Origin of the sequence: Streptococcus varani (assembly GCF_001375655.1) — a bacterium.
Lineage (GTDB): Bacteria > Bacillota > Bacilli > Lactobacillales > Streptococcaceae > Streptococcus > Streptococcus varani.
This window is the reverse complement of record NZ_CTEN01000002.1, coordinates 119,293-134,157: the sequence shown is the minus strand read 5'-3', so window position 1 is coordinate 134,157 and position 14,865 is coordinate 119,293. Positions and strand designations below refer to the sequence as shown.

16 protein-coding genes and 1 pseudogene are annotated in these 14,865 nt (G+C 38.9%); 15 read left to right on the top strand and 2 right to left on the bottom strand.

Features of this window, described 5'->3' with window-relative positions; translation table 11 throughout:
• Window positions 1-2 precede the first annotated feature (2 nt).
• From BN1356_RS04225 to BN1356_RS04185, 9 genes are all read left to right on the top strand, one after another.
• Window positions 3-1,046: an EpsG family protein gene (locus BN1356_RS04225; RefSeq protein WP_093650166.1), complete on the top strand. Its 1,044-nt coding sequence runs from the start codon at window positions 3-5 to the stop codon at window positions 1,044-1,046.
• A gap of 53 nt (window positions 1,047-1,099) precedes the next feature.
• A complete protein-coding gene (locus BN1356_RS04220; protein WP_093650165.1) occupies window positions 1,100-2,269 on the top strand; it encodes a glycosyltransferase family protein in 1,170 nt (389 codons plus the stop codon).
• A complete protein-coding gene (locus BN1356_RS04215; RefSeq protein WP_093650164.1) occupies window positions 2,259-3,686 on the top strand; it encodes a flippase in 1,428 nt (475 codons plus the stop codon). Before BN1356_RS04220 ends, BN1356_RS04215 begins: the two co-directional genes overlap by 11 nt.
• Window positions 3,687-4,092: 406 nt before the next feature.
• Window positions 4,093-4,893: a dihydroorotate dehydrogenase electron transfer subunit gene (locus tag BN1356_RS04210; protein ID WP_093650163.1), complete on the top strand. Its 801-nt coding sequence runs from the start codon at window positions 4,093-4,095 to the stop codon at window positions 4,891-4,893.
• Between the two features lie 11 nt (window positions 4,894-4,904).
• Entirely contained in the window at window positions 4,905-5,846 is a 942-nt protein-coding gene (locus tag BN1356_RS04205; RefSeq protein ID WP_093650162.1) for a dihydroorotate dehydrogenase, read from the top strand.
• 315 nt (window positions 5,847-6,161) lie between these two features.
• Entirely contained in the window at window positions 6,162-6,857 is a 696-nt protein-coding gene (gene pyrF / locus BN1356_RS04200) for an orotidine-5'-phosphate decarboxylase (protein WP_093650506.1), read from the top strand.
• Window positions 6,850-7,047: a hypothetical protein gene (locus tag BN1356_RS04195; protein WP_093650161.1), complete on the top strand. Its 198-nt coding sequence runs from the start codon at window positions 6,850-6,852 to the stop codon at window positions 7,045-7,047. The genes pyrF and BN1356_RS04195 overlap by 8 nt, the downstream gene beginning before the upstream one ends.
• A gap of 53 nt (window positions 7,048-7,100) precedes the next feature.
• Window positions 7,101-7,730, top strand: a complete 630-nt coding sequence (gene pyrE, locus BN1356_RS04190; protein ID WP_093650160.1) for an orotate phosphoribosyltransferase — start codon at window positions 7,101-7,103, stop codon at window positions 7,728-7,730.
• A 156-nt stretch (window positions 7,731-7,886) separates the two neighbouring features.
• Complete coding sequence (locus BN1356_RS04185; protein ID WP_093650159.1) at window positions 7,887-8,693, top strand: MBL fold metallo-hydrolase; 807 nt, start codon at window positions 7,887-7,889, stop codon at window positions 8,691-8,693.
• Here BN1356_RS04185 and BN1356_RS04180 read toward each other — a convergent pair.
• Both BN1356_RS04180 and BN1356_RS04175 read right to left on the bottom strand, forming a co-directional pair.
• Window positions 8,674-9,089: pseudogene (locus BN1356_RS04180) on the bottom strand (transposase); the annotation flags it as partial. The gene BN1356_RS04185 and the pseudogene BN1356_RS04180 sit on opposite strands and share 20 nt — an antisense overlap.
• Window positions 9,090-9,356: 267 nt before the next feature.
• Complete coding sequence (locus BN1356_RS04175) at window positions 9,357-10,208, bottom strand: MurR/RpiR family transcriptional regulator (RefSeq protein ID WP_093650158.1); 852 nt, start codon at window positions 10,206-10,208, stop codon at window positions 9,357-9,359.
• 149 nt (window positions 10,209-10,357) lie between these two features.
• Here BN1356_RS04175 and BN1356_RS04170 point away from each other — a divergent pair, with 149 nt between their 5' ends.
• The 6 genes from BN1356_RS04170 to BN1356_RS04145 all read left to right on the top strand — a co-directional run bounded on the left by BN1356_RS04170 (window position 10,358) and on the right by BN1356_RS04145 (window position 14,796).
• Window positions 10,358-11,512, top strand: a complete 1,155-nt coding sequence (locus BN1356_RS04170; RefSeq protein WP_176694219.1) for an MFS transporter — start codon at window positions 10,358-10,360, stop codon at window positions 11,510-11,512.
• Between the two features lie 93 nt (window positions 11,513-11,605).
• Window positions 11,606-12,259 (top strand): uracil-DNA glycosylase, encoded by a 654-nt coding sequence (locus BN1356_RS04165; protein WP_093650156.1) that lies wholly within the window; start codon window positions 11,606-11,608, stop codon window positions 12,257-12,259.
• A gap of 7 nt (window positions 12,260-12,266) precedes the next feature.
• On the top strand, window positions 12,267-12,734 hold the full coding sequence (locus tag BN1356_RS04160) for an NUDIX hydrolase (protein ID WP_093650155.1): 468 nt from the start codon (window positions 12,267-12,269) through the stop codon (window positions 12,732-12,734).
• Window positions 12,735-12,743: 9 nt separating this feature from the next.
• Entirely contained in the window at window positions 12,744-13,082 is a 339-nt protein-coding gene (locus BN1356_RS04155) for a MazG nucleotide pyrophosphohydrolase domain-containing protein (protein ID WP_093650154.1), read from the top strand.
• A 10-nt stretch (window positions 13,083-13,092) separates the two neighbouring features.
• A complete protein-coding gene (locus BN1356_RS04150) occupies window positions 13,093-13,506 on the top strand; it encodes an ASCH domain-containing protein (protein WP_245620297.1) in 414 nt (137 codons plus the stop codon).
• A gap of 9 nt (window positions 13,507-13,515) precedes the next feature.
• Window positions 13,516-14,796 (top strand): dihydroorotase, encoded by a 1,281-nt coding sequence (locus BN1356_RS04145; RefSeq protein ID WP_093650153.1) that lies wholly within the window; start codon window positions 13,516-13,518, stop codon window positions 14,794-14,796.
• The last annotated feature ends 69 nt before the right edge of the window (window positions 14,797-14,865 follow it).

The window sequence follows — 14,865 nt, the reverse complement described above, 5'->3', positions numbered from 1 at the left end:
AAATGAAAATACGAGTAAGGCTTTCAAGCCTTATTGCGCTACCATTAATTGCTTTTCAATACATTTTATTTTCCTTCAATACAGCTAATGCGGATATGTTACAGTATATTATGCGTTACAAAAATATTTTAAGACTGGGTCCAAGATATTTCGAAAACTTAGTTGATATTGGCTTTAACTATTTAATTTTCTATATTCAAATATTAAGAGTAGACTACCAAGGTTTTCTAATCATTTTAGGAATTCTCATATTTTTTCTTTTAATTCAACTCTGTCATTTTTATGAGGGAAGCTATTGGATTTTCTTTAGCAGTTTTATTTTGAGCTTTTTCTTTATTGAAGCTGTTATTGTTCGGCAGTTTCTTTCTAGTTCTATATTGGCTGTTGCTTTTATTTTTATTGCAAAAAAACCAACAACCACTAACAAAATAAAAAGTATCGGCCTTATAAGCTTAGCATTTTCCATGCATGTTAGTTCTTTCCTTGGATATTTTTACTATATAGCTGAAAAGATTGAATTGAGAAAACTTTATCTCGCAGCTGCAGTCGGCATGACAGTCAGTTTCCCACTTACGAACGTCGTTCTCCCGTTTTTGACCAGGCTTCTTGGTGCAAAATTCGCTCTTTATACAAATTCTACAAATAACTCGTTTGTATCATTTATTGCCAAAGTTGTATTTGTTGTTGTAACGGTTTTTTTGTTCCAATTGATTTATAGCTATGTTCTTGAGAATAAGCATTTCTTCTCAACGAAACAAATAAAGTTAGCTGAGTTATCTTTAAAATCAACTCTTGTCAATGGACTTTTTATTCCCTTGATGGCTATTAATATCAGTTTTGAAAGATTATTGATTGTTCCTGTCTTTATTTATTTAGCTACAATAGCATTTTTCTTTGAGAATAAGAGTCCAATGACAAACAATAAATTATTTATATTCTTTACTGTTCTTGCATGGCTTGCGTTATCTTATAGAATTTTTGTTTGGAGTGATAGCGCAGGTACGACTATCCCAATCTTGAACCACAACTTACTATGGAGCGAATAGAATATTCAATAGAGAAGTGTTTGTAATTTGAATTTTACATATAGGAGAATATGATGAAAAAATTAGTATTGAATAGTGCCAAAAAAATTTTCGGAAATGCGCTATATAAAAACAGGCAGAAAAAAATTGAGAAAATTTTGCGAAATAGTGATTTTTCAAAAATAGAAAACGAACGTAATATTACGGAAATAAAAACAATAGCTTTTGTCCTTCCGCGCATGGGAGCGTACTCAGGTGGAACAACCTCTATTTTAAGAATGGGGACTTTTCTACAAAGTATGGGTTATACGGTCAGCTATATTAGCTTAGCGCAACAATCGGAAGATGATATGATGACCAATGCTAAGATTAATTTAGAAAATTTTGGCGGAAAGGTTTTGAACTATTCAGATGATCTCAATTTTGATGTAGTAGTTGCGACAGCTTGGGAAACTGCTTATACAGTAAAGAAGATGTCTGGTTATAAAATGTATTTTGTTCAAGATTTTGAACCGCTATTTTGTACAGATGGTGAAACATATGCCCTAGCCCAAAAAACATATGATTTGGGATTACATATGGTTAGTCTGGGTTCTTGGAATAAACAAATGATTTTAAAAAATACAAAAGAAACTGTTAAGATTGATGTAGTCGAGTTTCCGTATGAAAAGAGTGAATATGAATATTTTCCAAGGGACTTCTCTAAATATAAGGGTAAAACGAAAATACAACTTGCGGTATTTTTAAAAGATGTTGGCCGAAGAATCCCAACAATCACTCAGCACGTCTTACTGGAAGCAAAAGAGTGCTTTAGAAGAGATAATATTGATTTACATATTATTGCATATGGAGGAATAAAAAAAATACCAAAAGAATTAGGGATAAATAGAGGAAAACTATCTAAAAAAGAGCTTTCAAATTTATATAAAGAGTCTGATTTTGGTATGGTAGCCTCAATGACAAATATCTCATTAGTTCCTTATGAAATGCTCGCAAGTGGGTTACCATTAATAGAATTTAAAGATGGTAGTTATGAAGATTTTTTAGGTAATGACACAGCAACTTTGATTGATTTTTCTGGACAAGAACTTTATATAAAAATTAAAGAATTAATAGACGAAACATATTTATTGCAGCAAAAAGATGCCAAAGCTCAAGAGAAATTAAAAAAACTTAGTTGGCAAAAAACAGGTCAACAATTTTTGGAAATTTTAAAAAAATTGGAGAAAATAGATGAAATCTGAGAAAATAATTGTCAAAAATACAATGTATAGTATTTTAAAGACAATTGCTACTATTATTTTTCCAATCATTACCTACCCTTATATATCTAGAACACTGAATGTTACAGATATTGGTAAAATTGAATTCTCTAGGTCAATTATTAACTATATCATATTATTAGCTGGTTTAGGAATTAATACATATGCTATTAGAGAAGGTGCGAAAATTAGAGATGATCAGCAAAAAATTAAAATTTTTTCAAATCAGGTCTTTTCAATTAATATTCTTTCAACAGTTTTTGCACTCTTTTTTTTAGGACTATTTATTTATTTTATTAAATACTTTAATCCCTATAGAGAATTGATTCTTATTTTATCTATTTCTATAATTGCAAATCTTGTTTCAAGAGAATGGTTAAACTCCATTTATGAGGATTTTAAATATATTACACTAAGAAACATATTTATTCAAGTTTTGTCTGTTATCTTTATGTTAATATGGGTAAAAAGCGCTAATGATTATTTAATATATGCTTTTATAATTGTTTTTTCTTCACTTGGCCCAGCAATTTTAAATTTATTCTATACAAAAAAATATACCTCTCTTGGAGTTAGTAAACAACTCGAGCTGTCTACTCATTTACCTCCAATTTTATTAATATTTGCTATTAATTTGTCAACTACTATATATGTTAATCTAGATACAACAATGCTAAATATTTTTTCAGGTGATTATGCAACGGGAATCTATAGTGCCTCAACTAAAGTGTATGGTTTGTTAAAAAGTTTGGTTGCTGCTGTTATTATTGTAATGTTACCTCGTTTATCAAATATGGTTGGAAAAGGACATCTCAGAGTTGAACAAATATTGACAAAAATATCGATAGTAATCATTTTATTTGTTGCTCCTGTTTGTTTTTTTACTTTTTTGTTATCTGATAGCATAATTGATATATTGGCTAGTAAAGCTTTTATGGCTGCTAGTTTTTCTTTAAAATTGTTAAGTATTTCATTGGTGTTTTCTTCTCTAGCATCCTTTTTGACAACATCAGTTTTATTGCCATATGGTAAAGAGAAAAAAATACTAATTGCTTCCGTATTTTCAGCACTAATCAATTTTATTTTAAACTTTTGGTTTATTCCAAGATATACCTATAATGGAGCAGCTCTAACAACAATAATAGCTGAGTTCTCAATGCTTATCATCAGTTATTATTTTGCTAGGGAATATTTTAAATTTACTAATGTCTTAATCTCTCTATTTATAAGTGTTATTGGAATGATTCCGGGCATATTATTGTATGTTGTAATCAATATATTTAAATTGAGCAGTTTTTGGAATATATTTTTAATTGGAGGCTTTGGTTTCTTACTTTATTTACTGATTGTCTATCGTCAAATGAGGATTTCCAACTTTTTAGAAAAAATGAATACTTAACTGGATGTTCTCAAAATCAACTTAAGACTAGAATTAAAAGTGATTGTGTCTATTTTTATTTTTCTAGAATATTTTTTGATGAAATTGGTTTTCTTTTTTCGTTAGGTATTTAGTATTTGCTTAAGTTTTAATTAGATAATGTATTACAACTCTATTTGCTTCGTGATTCTAACTTGAAAAACTATATTTCTCCTTGACATCCTATCTTTTTAAAGCTATAATGCTCATAAGTATGTAACCTTTAACTGAGTCCCGTGAGGCTAGCAAGGTGGACGGTTTGCGAATCGTTATCAAGTGAGAAGTAAAGTGGGAGACTCTGTCTCTCAAAAGATTTGAGTTTGTTTGACTCTGCTCTTTTCATGAACCTTGCCCTCGGGTGAGGTTCTTTTTTGTGGAAAGGGAAGTCATGAGTCCAAATTGTCATAAGAAGTCTAAGTTTTTGAAGGAAGATTTGTTGGTTGTTGGCCAAAGGGAGGTTGCTCCTCGTATTTTTGAGATGGTCTTGTCTGGTCAAATGGTTCAAAATATGGCAGTGGGTCAATTTCTCCATTTGCGGGTGCCGGATCCAAGTAAACTCCTGCGTCGCCCCATATCCATCTGCGAAATTGACAAGGAAGCTGGGCTCGTGACCATTGTTTATCGTGTGGAACGTGCTGGGACAGCTATTCTCTCCACGTTGAAAGCAGGTGATATCATCGATACGATGGGACCTCAGGGCAATGGTTTTGATCTTTCTGTTCTTGAGAATGGTCAGCACGCCCTCTTGATTGGCGGTGGTATCGGTGTTCCTCCTCTGGTTGAGACGGCCAAACAACTTCATGCTAAGGGAGTTCAGGTGACGTCAGTCATTGGTTTTGCCACTAAGGATGCGGTTATTCTGGAAGAAAAGCTGCGCTCCTATGGAGATGTCTATGTGACGACGGATGACGGTTCCTATGGGATAAAAGGATATGTATCGACAGTCATTGATAATTTTGACTGGTTGCCAGATGCCGTCTATTCTTGTGGAGCTCCTGGGATGCTCAAGTATGTGGATCAAAAATTTGAAAACCATCCGCATGCTTACTTGTCCATGGAATCCCGGATGGCCTGTGGCATGGGAGCTTGTTATGCTTGTGTGGTACCAGTTCGTGATGCAGTCGCATCTGTAAATAAGCGTGTGTGTGAAGATGGTCCTGTTTTTGAGACAGGTAGCATCAGCCTATAGGGGGAAAAGAGATGACTGAAAATCGATTAGCTATCCAACTTCCAGGTCTTGACCTGAAAAATCCTATCATTCCAGCTTCAGGTTGCTTTGGTTTTGGACAAGAATACGCTAGATACTATGACCTCAACAAGCTCGGTTCAATCATGATTAAAGCTACCACCCAGCAGGCTCGCTATGGCAATCCAACGCCTCGAGTAGCGGAAACACCATCCGGTATGCTCAACGCCATTGGCCTGCAAAACCCGGGCGTGGATGCAGTTTTAACTGAAAAAGTAGCTTGGTTGGCAGAGCATTATCCTGAACTACCGATTATTGCCAATGTAGCTGGTTTCTCCAATGATGAATACGCCTTTGTTTCCGAAAAGATTTCTCAGGCTCCAAATATCAAGGCTATCGAGCTCAATATTTCCTGTCCCAATGTCGACCATGGCAATGCTGGTCTCTTGATTGGCCAGGTGCCTGAATTGGCCTATGCTGCAGTCAAAGCCAGCGTCGAAAATTCGGCAGTGCCAGTTTATGTCAAACTAACACCTAGCGTGGCTGATATTACGACTGTGGCTAAGGCGGTGGAAGAAGCCGGAGCGACTGGTTTTACAATGATCAATACCTTGGTCGGAACCCGCTATGATTTGGCGACACGAAATCCTATCCTCGCTAATGGTCAGGGCGGCATGTCTGGTCCAGCCGTTTTTCCAGTTGCTCTTAAGCTGATTCGCCAAGTGGCCTTGGCTTCTGATCTGCCTATCATTGGGATGGGCGGAGTGGATTCTGCAGAAGCTGCTCTTGAAATGATGATTGCTGGGGCATCAGCGATTGGAGTAGGTACTGCCAATTTTACCGATCCTTTTGCCTGTCCAACAATCATTGATGATTTACCAAGGGTCATGGACAAGTACGGGATTACTGATTTAGAAACATTGCGTTTAGAAGTAAGGCAGCTACTGGGGAAGTAGGGTGTTATGGTGTTTGCAAATGTTTTAAAACCTTATTTTACCTTGACATTCAAGGTTCTAACTGTTAGAATGTAGTTAATTAAATAACCTTTAAACGTGTCCAGAGAGGCATCAAAGGTCTACAATTAGCAAGGGTGCAGTGTGCCCAGATTTTGTGTAGCCTCGCCCTCTTTGGTGAGGCTATTTTTCTATTACTCTTAGCGATTGCAAGTCCTAAGGACGTCGCAAAGCTTAGAGGTATTGATGCAGTTTGAGCGTAGCGAGAACTACGTTCCTTATTTCGCCATTGGCTTAATAGTTTGCGAAAGGACATTTATGAGAGAAACACGCCCCATCATTGCCCTTGATTTTCCTTCTTTTGAGGAAGTCAAGTCCTTCCTAGCACTTTTTCCGAGTCAGGAAAAACTATATGTTAAGATTGGTATGGAATTGTATTATGCTGTTGGTCCAGAGATTGTCTCTTATGTAAAAAATCTGGGGCATTCGGTTTTTTTGGATTTGAAATTGCATGATATACCAAATACCGTTCAGTCGGCTATGGCTGTTTTGGGTACATTAGGAGTAGATATGACCAATGTCCATGCGGCCGGTGGTATAGAGATGATGCAGGCTGCACGTGCTGGTTTGGGCGCAGGCCCCATCTTGATTGCGGTAACGCAGTTGACTTCGACCTCAGAAGAGCAGATGCAGGAATTTCAAAATATCCAGACCTCTTTGGGAGAATCGGTCATCCATTATGCTCAAAAAACTACTGAAGCTGGTCTAGATGGTGTGGTTTGTTCAGCCCAAGAAGTAGACCTCATTAAACGAGCTACGTCGGATCAGTTTCTTTGTCTGACACCGGGGATTCGTCCGGAAGGCTCAGAGTCTGGAGACCAAAAACGAGTGATGTCGCCCAAACAAGCGCGTGAAATAGGAAGTGATTACATTGTAGTGGGCAGGCCAATCACCCAGGCTAAAGATCCTGTGGCAGCCTATTTTGAGATTAAGGAAGAATGGAATTATGGGTAAGATTATATCAAAAGATATTTTTTTAAATGGCTTTAGGTACCGCTTTGATGATGGGCGCGTGGAGCATTTTATGCCTAATATTCTCTTGCACGGTTATAAGGGGGATAATGGCTCTCGTATCGAACCCGCTCTATTTGGTGGCTATAGGGTTATACGAAAAGATGGCCGCATTGAAAAAATGAAGATTTAAAAATAACATATTGGTTAGCCAATCGCACAGAGCATTTTATTGGAGGAAAAACGATGACACTCGCTACAGAAATTGCATCACATTTGTTAGATATCAAAGCCGTTTACTTACAACCAGAGGAGCCGTTCACATGGGCTTCTGGGATCCAATCACCGATTTATACGGACAACCGTGTGACCTTATCTTATCCAGATACACGTAGCTTGATTGAAAACGGTTTTGTGACCAAAATCAAAGAAGAATTTCCAGAAGTCGAAGTGATAGCTGGAACAGCAACAGCTGGGATTCCACATGGGGCTATTATTGCGGATCGGATGAATCTGCCATTTGCTTATATCAGAAGCAAACCCAAAGACCATGGTGCAGGCAATCAAGTAGAAGGACGTATTGTCAAAGGTCAAAAAATGGTCGTTATTGAGGACTTGATTTCGACTGGTGGTTCCGTTCTAGATGCGGTAGCAGCTGCAAAACGTGAAGGGGCGGATGTCCTTGGTGTGGTAGCTATTTTTACCTATGAACTACCAAAAGCCGATAAAAATTTTGAGGATGCTGGAGTCAAATTAGTAACGTTATCCAACTATTCTGAGTTGATTAAGGTGGCTAAGGTCCAAGGTTACATCGATGCGGATGGCTTGCAACTGCTTAAGAAATTCAAGGAAAACCAAGAAACTTGGCAGGATTAAAATAGGGGGCGTAAGCCCTCTTATTTTCTATTTCATAAAAGTCGTATTTCAATAGAAATGATGAAATATCATTTCAACTTTCTATACTCTTCTTGAATAAGATGGAATCCTTCGGTAGAATAATGATAGAAATTGCTGAATCAGAAAGGAATAGACATGACCAATCAGAAACAGAAACAAGCAAGACCTCCAGCGACTCAATTTTACGGAGCTGAAGCCTTTGGAGCCATTGATAAAACTGAACTGCGCTGGTTAGGCAACTCCGGCCTGCATATCAATAGCCATGGGACCAACATCATGATTGATCCAGTGGTGGAGGATTTTGATATGCCGCTGTTGATTGATATGCCCATTACATCTGATAAGATTCCTCATTTAGATGCTGTTCTGATTACTCATGATGATAACGACCATTTTAGTCAAACTTTCCGTGCCAATACCAAAGAAACAGTTGATATCTACCATGCTCCACATTTCGTAGCTGGATTGATTCAAGCAGAAGGTTTAGAGGCTCAAGGTCATGATATTGGCTCTGATTTCACAGTTGGAAATATAGATGTAGAAGTGACAAGAGCTTGGCATAACTGGAAGAGTGATAATCCTAAATACGGCCGTAAGTATGCAGTAGAAGACCTTTGTGGCTTTTATATTCGCACGGTAGATGGTAGTATCTACGTACCTGGTGATTCCAAAGCCTTGCCAGAGCAGTATGAGATGGAAGCACCGGATGCCATCTTCTTTGACTGGTCGGACAATTTCTGGCACATCGGATTTCTCAATGCCGTTCGCTTGGCAAATGCTTATCCAAATGCAGATTTGATCTGCCAGCACTGGGGAACAGTGGATGCACCAGATATGAATACCTTTAATATGGATCCTGCTGATCTTTACGATAAGGTAATTCATCCAGAGCGCATTCGTGTCCTTGCTCCTGGTCAAGCTTTTACTTTAGGAAGAAAATAAAGAAAGAGGCTGGGCAAAAAGTAGCTTCAAATAAAACCACACAGTGATTTCTGTCTTGAAGATGATCAAGATGAAAAAATCACTGTGTGGTTTTTGAGTATTTGAATTTTTAGGGTCGAGATTCTTAGCCAATTTTGTTAGATTCATGCTCATGAATAGGAAGCCGATCTCCGTTTGGACGGCTTGATTGCCTCTGACATGAACCCTGCGCACGCCAAAAACACTCTTCAATCGGCCAAAAACGGGTTCGACATCTGTCTTTCGTTTGGCATAGATTCGAGAGCCTTCTTCGCTATGTAATTCTTCCTTGATGAGTTCTTTAAAGTAATTCCAAGTTGGATTGTAATGGATTTGTTTCTGGCGACCACTTTCTGTTTTGGAAAGTTTTTCTAACTCTTCCAATAAAACATGATTAGGGATACTGTCCACAAAAAGACTGATCAATCTAACCTCGTGATTCATAGGAATATTGTAGGCAAGATTTAGTTCCAAACTGAGTTGATTTGTGTTATACTCTTTATACATGATCATGGCTTTCTAGTTGTTTTGTCGTTATTATAATTATAAACCATGACATAGGGAAACGAGCATCTCCAACTGCGGAAATGCTCGTTTTTTTCTATTCTGAAGCTACTTTTTGCCCAGCCTCTTAGTTTTTGTAGATTAATCATTATCCTCTAATTGTGATGCTAGATTGATTTTCCGAACATAGTTAGAGAAGTAATTTTTCTTGAAATAGACAGCGTAGAGGCTGTTGAGGATGAAGAGGATGGATTCCTCGGTGGAGAAGTTTCCAATTTTTTTGTATTTGGCTTCTCGGGTACAAATTGTAAAATGGATATGACTGACTTGTTTTAGTGGGAAACCGTGTTGGCTGGTCAATCCAATCATTTTTACTTTGTTTTTCTCTAAGATGGAAAGGTAATCAGACGTTTCGGTTTGCAAGGAATTTCCAGAATAAGAAATAATGATTGCAAGATCGCTTGACTGGAGTGAAGCAGCTGTTATTCCAAATTCCCCTGCTTGGGCAACTTCAATAGCTTTGCCAATGCTGAGCATTTTTCGTTTGAAAATTTGAGCCATATATTGATTAGGTGTCAATCCAAAAATCATAACTCGCTTAGCTTTTGCAATCTCCTGAGCAGCCTCTTCTAGATCGCCGGGAACTAGTTTATCAGCTGTATCTTGAATGCTTTCTTTTTCGATAGTAGCAATTTTTTGAATGATGGTTTGGATATCATCCTGGTCTGAAAAGGGCATACTGTGGTCCACATCGGAATAATGAGTCGCCCAATAGTGTCTCTCCTTGAGTAATTGCGGCAAAAATTCTTTCCAACCCTTAAAGCCAAGAGCTTGAGCAAATCGAACCAAGCTAGCCTTGGAGGTATAAGTGGCTTGAGCTAAATCATCCAAAGAAGTCTCTTCAATGGTTTCTAAATGTTGGAGAACATATGAAGCGATGGCGGATTTTGATCCTTTTTTTAAGTCTGCGATAGTTCTGATTTTTTCGAGCATGGAGAATCCTTTTTGTTTCAGTAGATTTCAAAGAAATGAAATTAGAGTAGTTCTTATTGAAACCTTATACCAAGTTTACCGAAAAGCACCTTATTTGTCTAGTTCACCTGTTATAATAACCTTAAATTAAAAGAGAAAGGAACTTGATTTTGAACAGAATTAGAAAAATTTCCCTTTTACTGGTTTCACTCCTTGTTATTTCATCCGGTGTCCTTTTACCTTCCTTACCTGAAATCACCAGCCAATACCAGTCAATCAATCCAACATTTGTAGAAGTTTTGGCGACCCTGCCAGCTCTATTGACCATGATGACCGTGGGATTTAGCCCACGTATCGCTCGACAATTTGGTTATAAAAGGACCGTTCAGCTAGGACTAATCGTCACTTTTCTTTCAGGAATCTTACCTATTTTCACCACTTCCTTTACTCTGCTTTTTGTCAGTCGCGTGACTTTTGGTATTGGCGTAGGACTTTTTAATCCCTTACTCTTTAGTTTTTCATCTCGTCTTTATAAAGGCAAAGAGTTGTCGGATATGATTGGTTTTCAATCAGCTTTTGAAGGAATGGGTGGGATACTGACTTCCTTTCTTGTCGCTCAACTTATTTTATTTGGTTGGAGGCATACTTTGTGGACTTACTTGTTGATTCTTCCTGTCTTTACCTTGTTCACTCTCTTCGTACCAGACATAAAGCCTCTAGAAGAGGAAAAGAAAGCAGAAAAAGTTAAAATTGATAAATCCTTTGTTGCATATATCTTCCTTTTGATTGTCTTGATTACAGTTTACATGAGTGTTTCTATTAAATTGACAGCCTTCTTGTTAGAACAAGGAGTTGGGAATGCAAAGGATACGAGTAATGCTCTGGCTCTCATGGGGGTAGGCGCCATGTCTGCAGGGCTTCTTTTTGGCCGAAATATGCAACTCTTTAAGGAGTGGCTCTTACCTATTGCTTTTTCAGGACTCAGCCTTTCCCTCTTTCTCTTGGCAAATAGTCAGCAGGTTTGGATGGTTCTTGTTCTTAACTTCTTTATCGGACTTTGCTTCCGGACTTTTATGCCTTTTCTACTCAACAAAGCCAATCAGTCTTCAGATGGTGGTGGGGAAAAACGAACAGCCCTCTTATTGGCTGGTTTTAATATCGGTTCTGCCTTGGCACCAGTTAGTATTCGTATCATGCAAAATCTTCTCAGTCTTCGCTATGTCAAAGATATCTATCTAACGGAATCTTTACTCCTTACTATTATCGCCATTGGAGCAATTTTAGCAACCATTTTTTCCAAATTAAACAAAGGTTCGGGTCTATAATCAAATAGGCCTTTTTCTTTGGGTCAAAATGGCTTTGATGCCCATTTTTTGGTATAGTATTACTAAGAATTGGGCTACTCAAAAGGAGAAAAAATGCAACATTCAGCCTGGCATGATGCCATTAAAAAATACTTACCAGAACACTACTACAGCAAAATCAATGATTTTTTAGGTCAAGTTTATGGGCAAGGGACTGTCTATCCGCCTAAGGATAAAGTTTTTGCTGCTTTGCAAACAAGTAGTTTAGAAGATGTTCGGGTGGTCATTTTAGGTCAGGATCCCTACCACGGACCCAATCAAGCTCAAGGTCTGTCATTTTCAGTACCGGATGACTTACAAGCGCCACCTTCCCTTCAAAATATTCTCAAGGAATTGGCTGATGATATTGGGGAGCGAAATCATCATGACTTGACAGCCTGGGCTGAGCAAGGAGTGCTTTTACTCAATGCTTGCTTGACCGTTCCAGCTGGTAATGCCAATGGACATGCGGGATTGATTTGGGAGCCCTTTACGGATGCCATCATCCGAGTCATCAATGATTTGGACAGGCCTGTCGTCTTTATCCTCTGGGGTGGTTATGCTCGTAAGAAAAAAGCTCTCATTAATAACCCACAGCACTTGATTATCGAATCTGCCCATCCTAGTCCTTTATCCTCTTATCGTGGCTTTTTTGGTAGCAAACCCTTCTCCAAAAGCAATGCTTTTTTGATCAAAAACAATAAAAAACCGATTGACTGGTTGAAGTGAGGAAATCATGGTAAAATTAGCAACCATTTGTTATGTGGATAACGGTAAGGAGTGGCTCATGCTCCATCGCAATAAGAAGCCAAATGACGTTCATGCAGGAAAGTGGATTGGTGTCGGTGGTAAGTTAGAGGCTGGAGAAACACCCGATGAATGTGCCATCCGCGAAGTCAAAGAAGAAACTGGCTTGATAGTTAAGAAACTGGAACTGAAAGGTATCATTACTTTTCCAGAGTTCACGCCTGATAATGACTGGTATACCTATGTTTTCAAGGTAACAGACTTTGAGGGTCAAGTTATTGATTGTCCAGAAGGAACCCTTGAATGGGTGCCTTATGAGGATATTTTATCCAAACCGACCTGGGAGGGCGATTACACCTTTATGAGCTGGCTCTTGGAAAATAAGCCTTTCTTCTCTGCCAAATTTGCTTATAAAGGGGATTGCTTGCTAGATTCCAGTGTTCGATTTTATGACTAGGAGGAAGACATGAAGTTAACAATAGAAGATTATCAGGCATATTTAGCGGAACATTATGCACATCATCCTAAGGGGATGGAAACCGGTCTTTTTATGAAATTGGCAGAGGAAGTTGGTGAAGTAGCAGAAGTTCTCAATCAGGCTTCTGGACGCAAAGCCCAAAATAAGGATGATTTAGATAAGGAATTAGTGAGAGAGATAGCGGATGTGATCCACTATGCTGTGGCTCTATCCGCTGTCAAGAAACTTGATTTGACGGCGACGATTCTTGAAAAAGATAAAAGTGCCTCTATTAAATACCAGCATGATATCCATTTGGAAGAATTTATAAAAAAGAGAGGGTACTGAATGGCAAAGTATGGCGAGTTACAGGCAAAATATCCAGATTTGGAAGTTTGGGGGACACCCAGCAGAGTATAGCGACTTGTATGATTTGACGGTTTCAGGACAAAAGACCGCTAGCTCTTACTGGTTTGCAGAGGATGAGTACGATATGGACAGTCTGGACCAAGCTGGAGATCGCTCCATCATGTTGGACAATCTAGATCAGCCAACTCGTGAAGTTCTGTTGGTGACGGATAAGGTTATTGTAGAGAAATTTTCTGACATCTCAGTAGAAACGGCCTACGCTAATGGAGAGGGAAATCGAACCGTGGCAGACTGGCAACGGATTTTCGGGGACTTTTGGAAGAAGTACTTGCCAACAGTTGGACTTGAATTTTCCGAAGACGGTTTGGTCGTGACAGAATTTTTTCATGTAGAAGAAGAATAAGGAGAAACTATGCTCATCATCAAAAACGGTCGTGTCATCGACCCACAATCACACTTTGACAAAGTAGCGGATATGTTGATTGAAGACGGAAAAGTGCTTGAGATTGCAGAAACGATTGAGCGTGCAGATGCTCAGGTTATTGATGCGACAGGTTTGGTGGTAGCACCTGGTTTGGTGGATGTCCATGTTCATTTTCGTGAGCCTGGTCAGACTCATAAAGAAGATATTCATACCGGAGCCTTGGCAGCAGCAGCAGGTGGTGTGACTTCTGTTGTCATGATGGCCAACACCAATCCGACCATCTCCACAGTTGAAACTCTCCGAGAAGTCCTAACTTCATCAAGCAAGGAAGACATCAATGTTCATACGGTAGCAACTATTACCAAGAACTTTGATGGAGAAAATCTCACCGATTTTGACGCTCTTTTGGCAAATGGAGCGGTTGCCTTCTCAGATGATGGGATTCCTTTGACCAATGCAGGGGTGCTTCGTAATGCTATGAAATTAGCTAAGAAACACGATGTTCTCCTCAGTCTTCATGAAGAAGATCCAAATCTCAATGGTATTTTAGGACTTAACGAAAACATTGCGGAGAAGCACTTCCATATTTGCGGGGCAACTGGTGTTGCGGAGTACAGTATGGTGGCACGGGACGTCATGATTGCCTATGAAACAGGTGCTAAGACTCACATCCAGCACTTGTCCAAGGCGGAATCGGTCAAAGTAGTTGAGTTTGCCCAATCACTTGGGGCTAAAGTAACAGCAGAAGCAGCTCCTCAACATTTCTCAAGGACAGAAGATTTACTGTTGACCAAGGGAGCAAATGCCAAGATGAATCCTCCTCTGCGACTGGAATCTGACCGCTTAGCGGTTATCGAAGGCCTCAAATCAGGGGTTATCTCCGTTATCGCAACTGACCATGCCCCGCACCACCCTGATGAGAAAAATGTGACGGATCTGACTCAAGCCCCATCTGGTATGACCGGTTTAGAAACCTCGCTCTCATTGGGTTTGACGCATCTTGTAGAGTCTGGACATCTAACTCTTTCTCAACTCTTGGAAAAAATGACCATCAATCCAGCTCGTCTGTACAAGTTAGATGCCGGCTATCTTGCTGAAGATGGACCAGCGGATATCGTCATTTTTGATCCTAATGCTGACAGAGAAGTCTCAAGTCACTTTGCCTCAAAAGCATGTAATTCACCATTTGTTGGGGATAAACTCAAAGGTCAGGTCAAATACACAATTTGCAAAGGACAAATCGTTTATCAGGCTGATGAAAGTATGTAAAAAGAGGCTGGGCAAAAAAGACTAAAAGATAGAAAATGGCTTAGAATAACGTCGTCAGAAACGTTAATT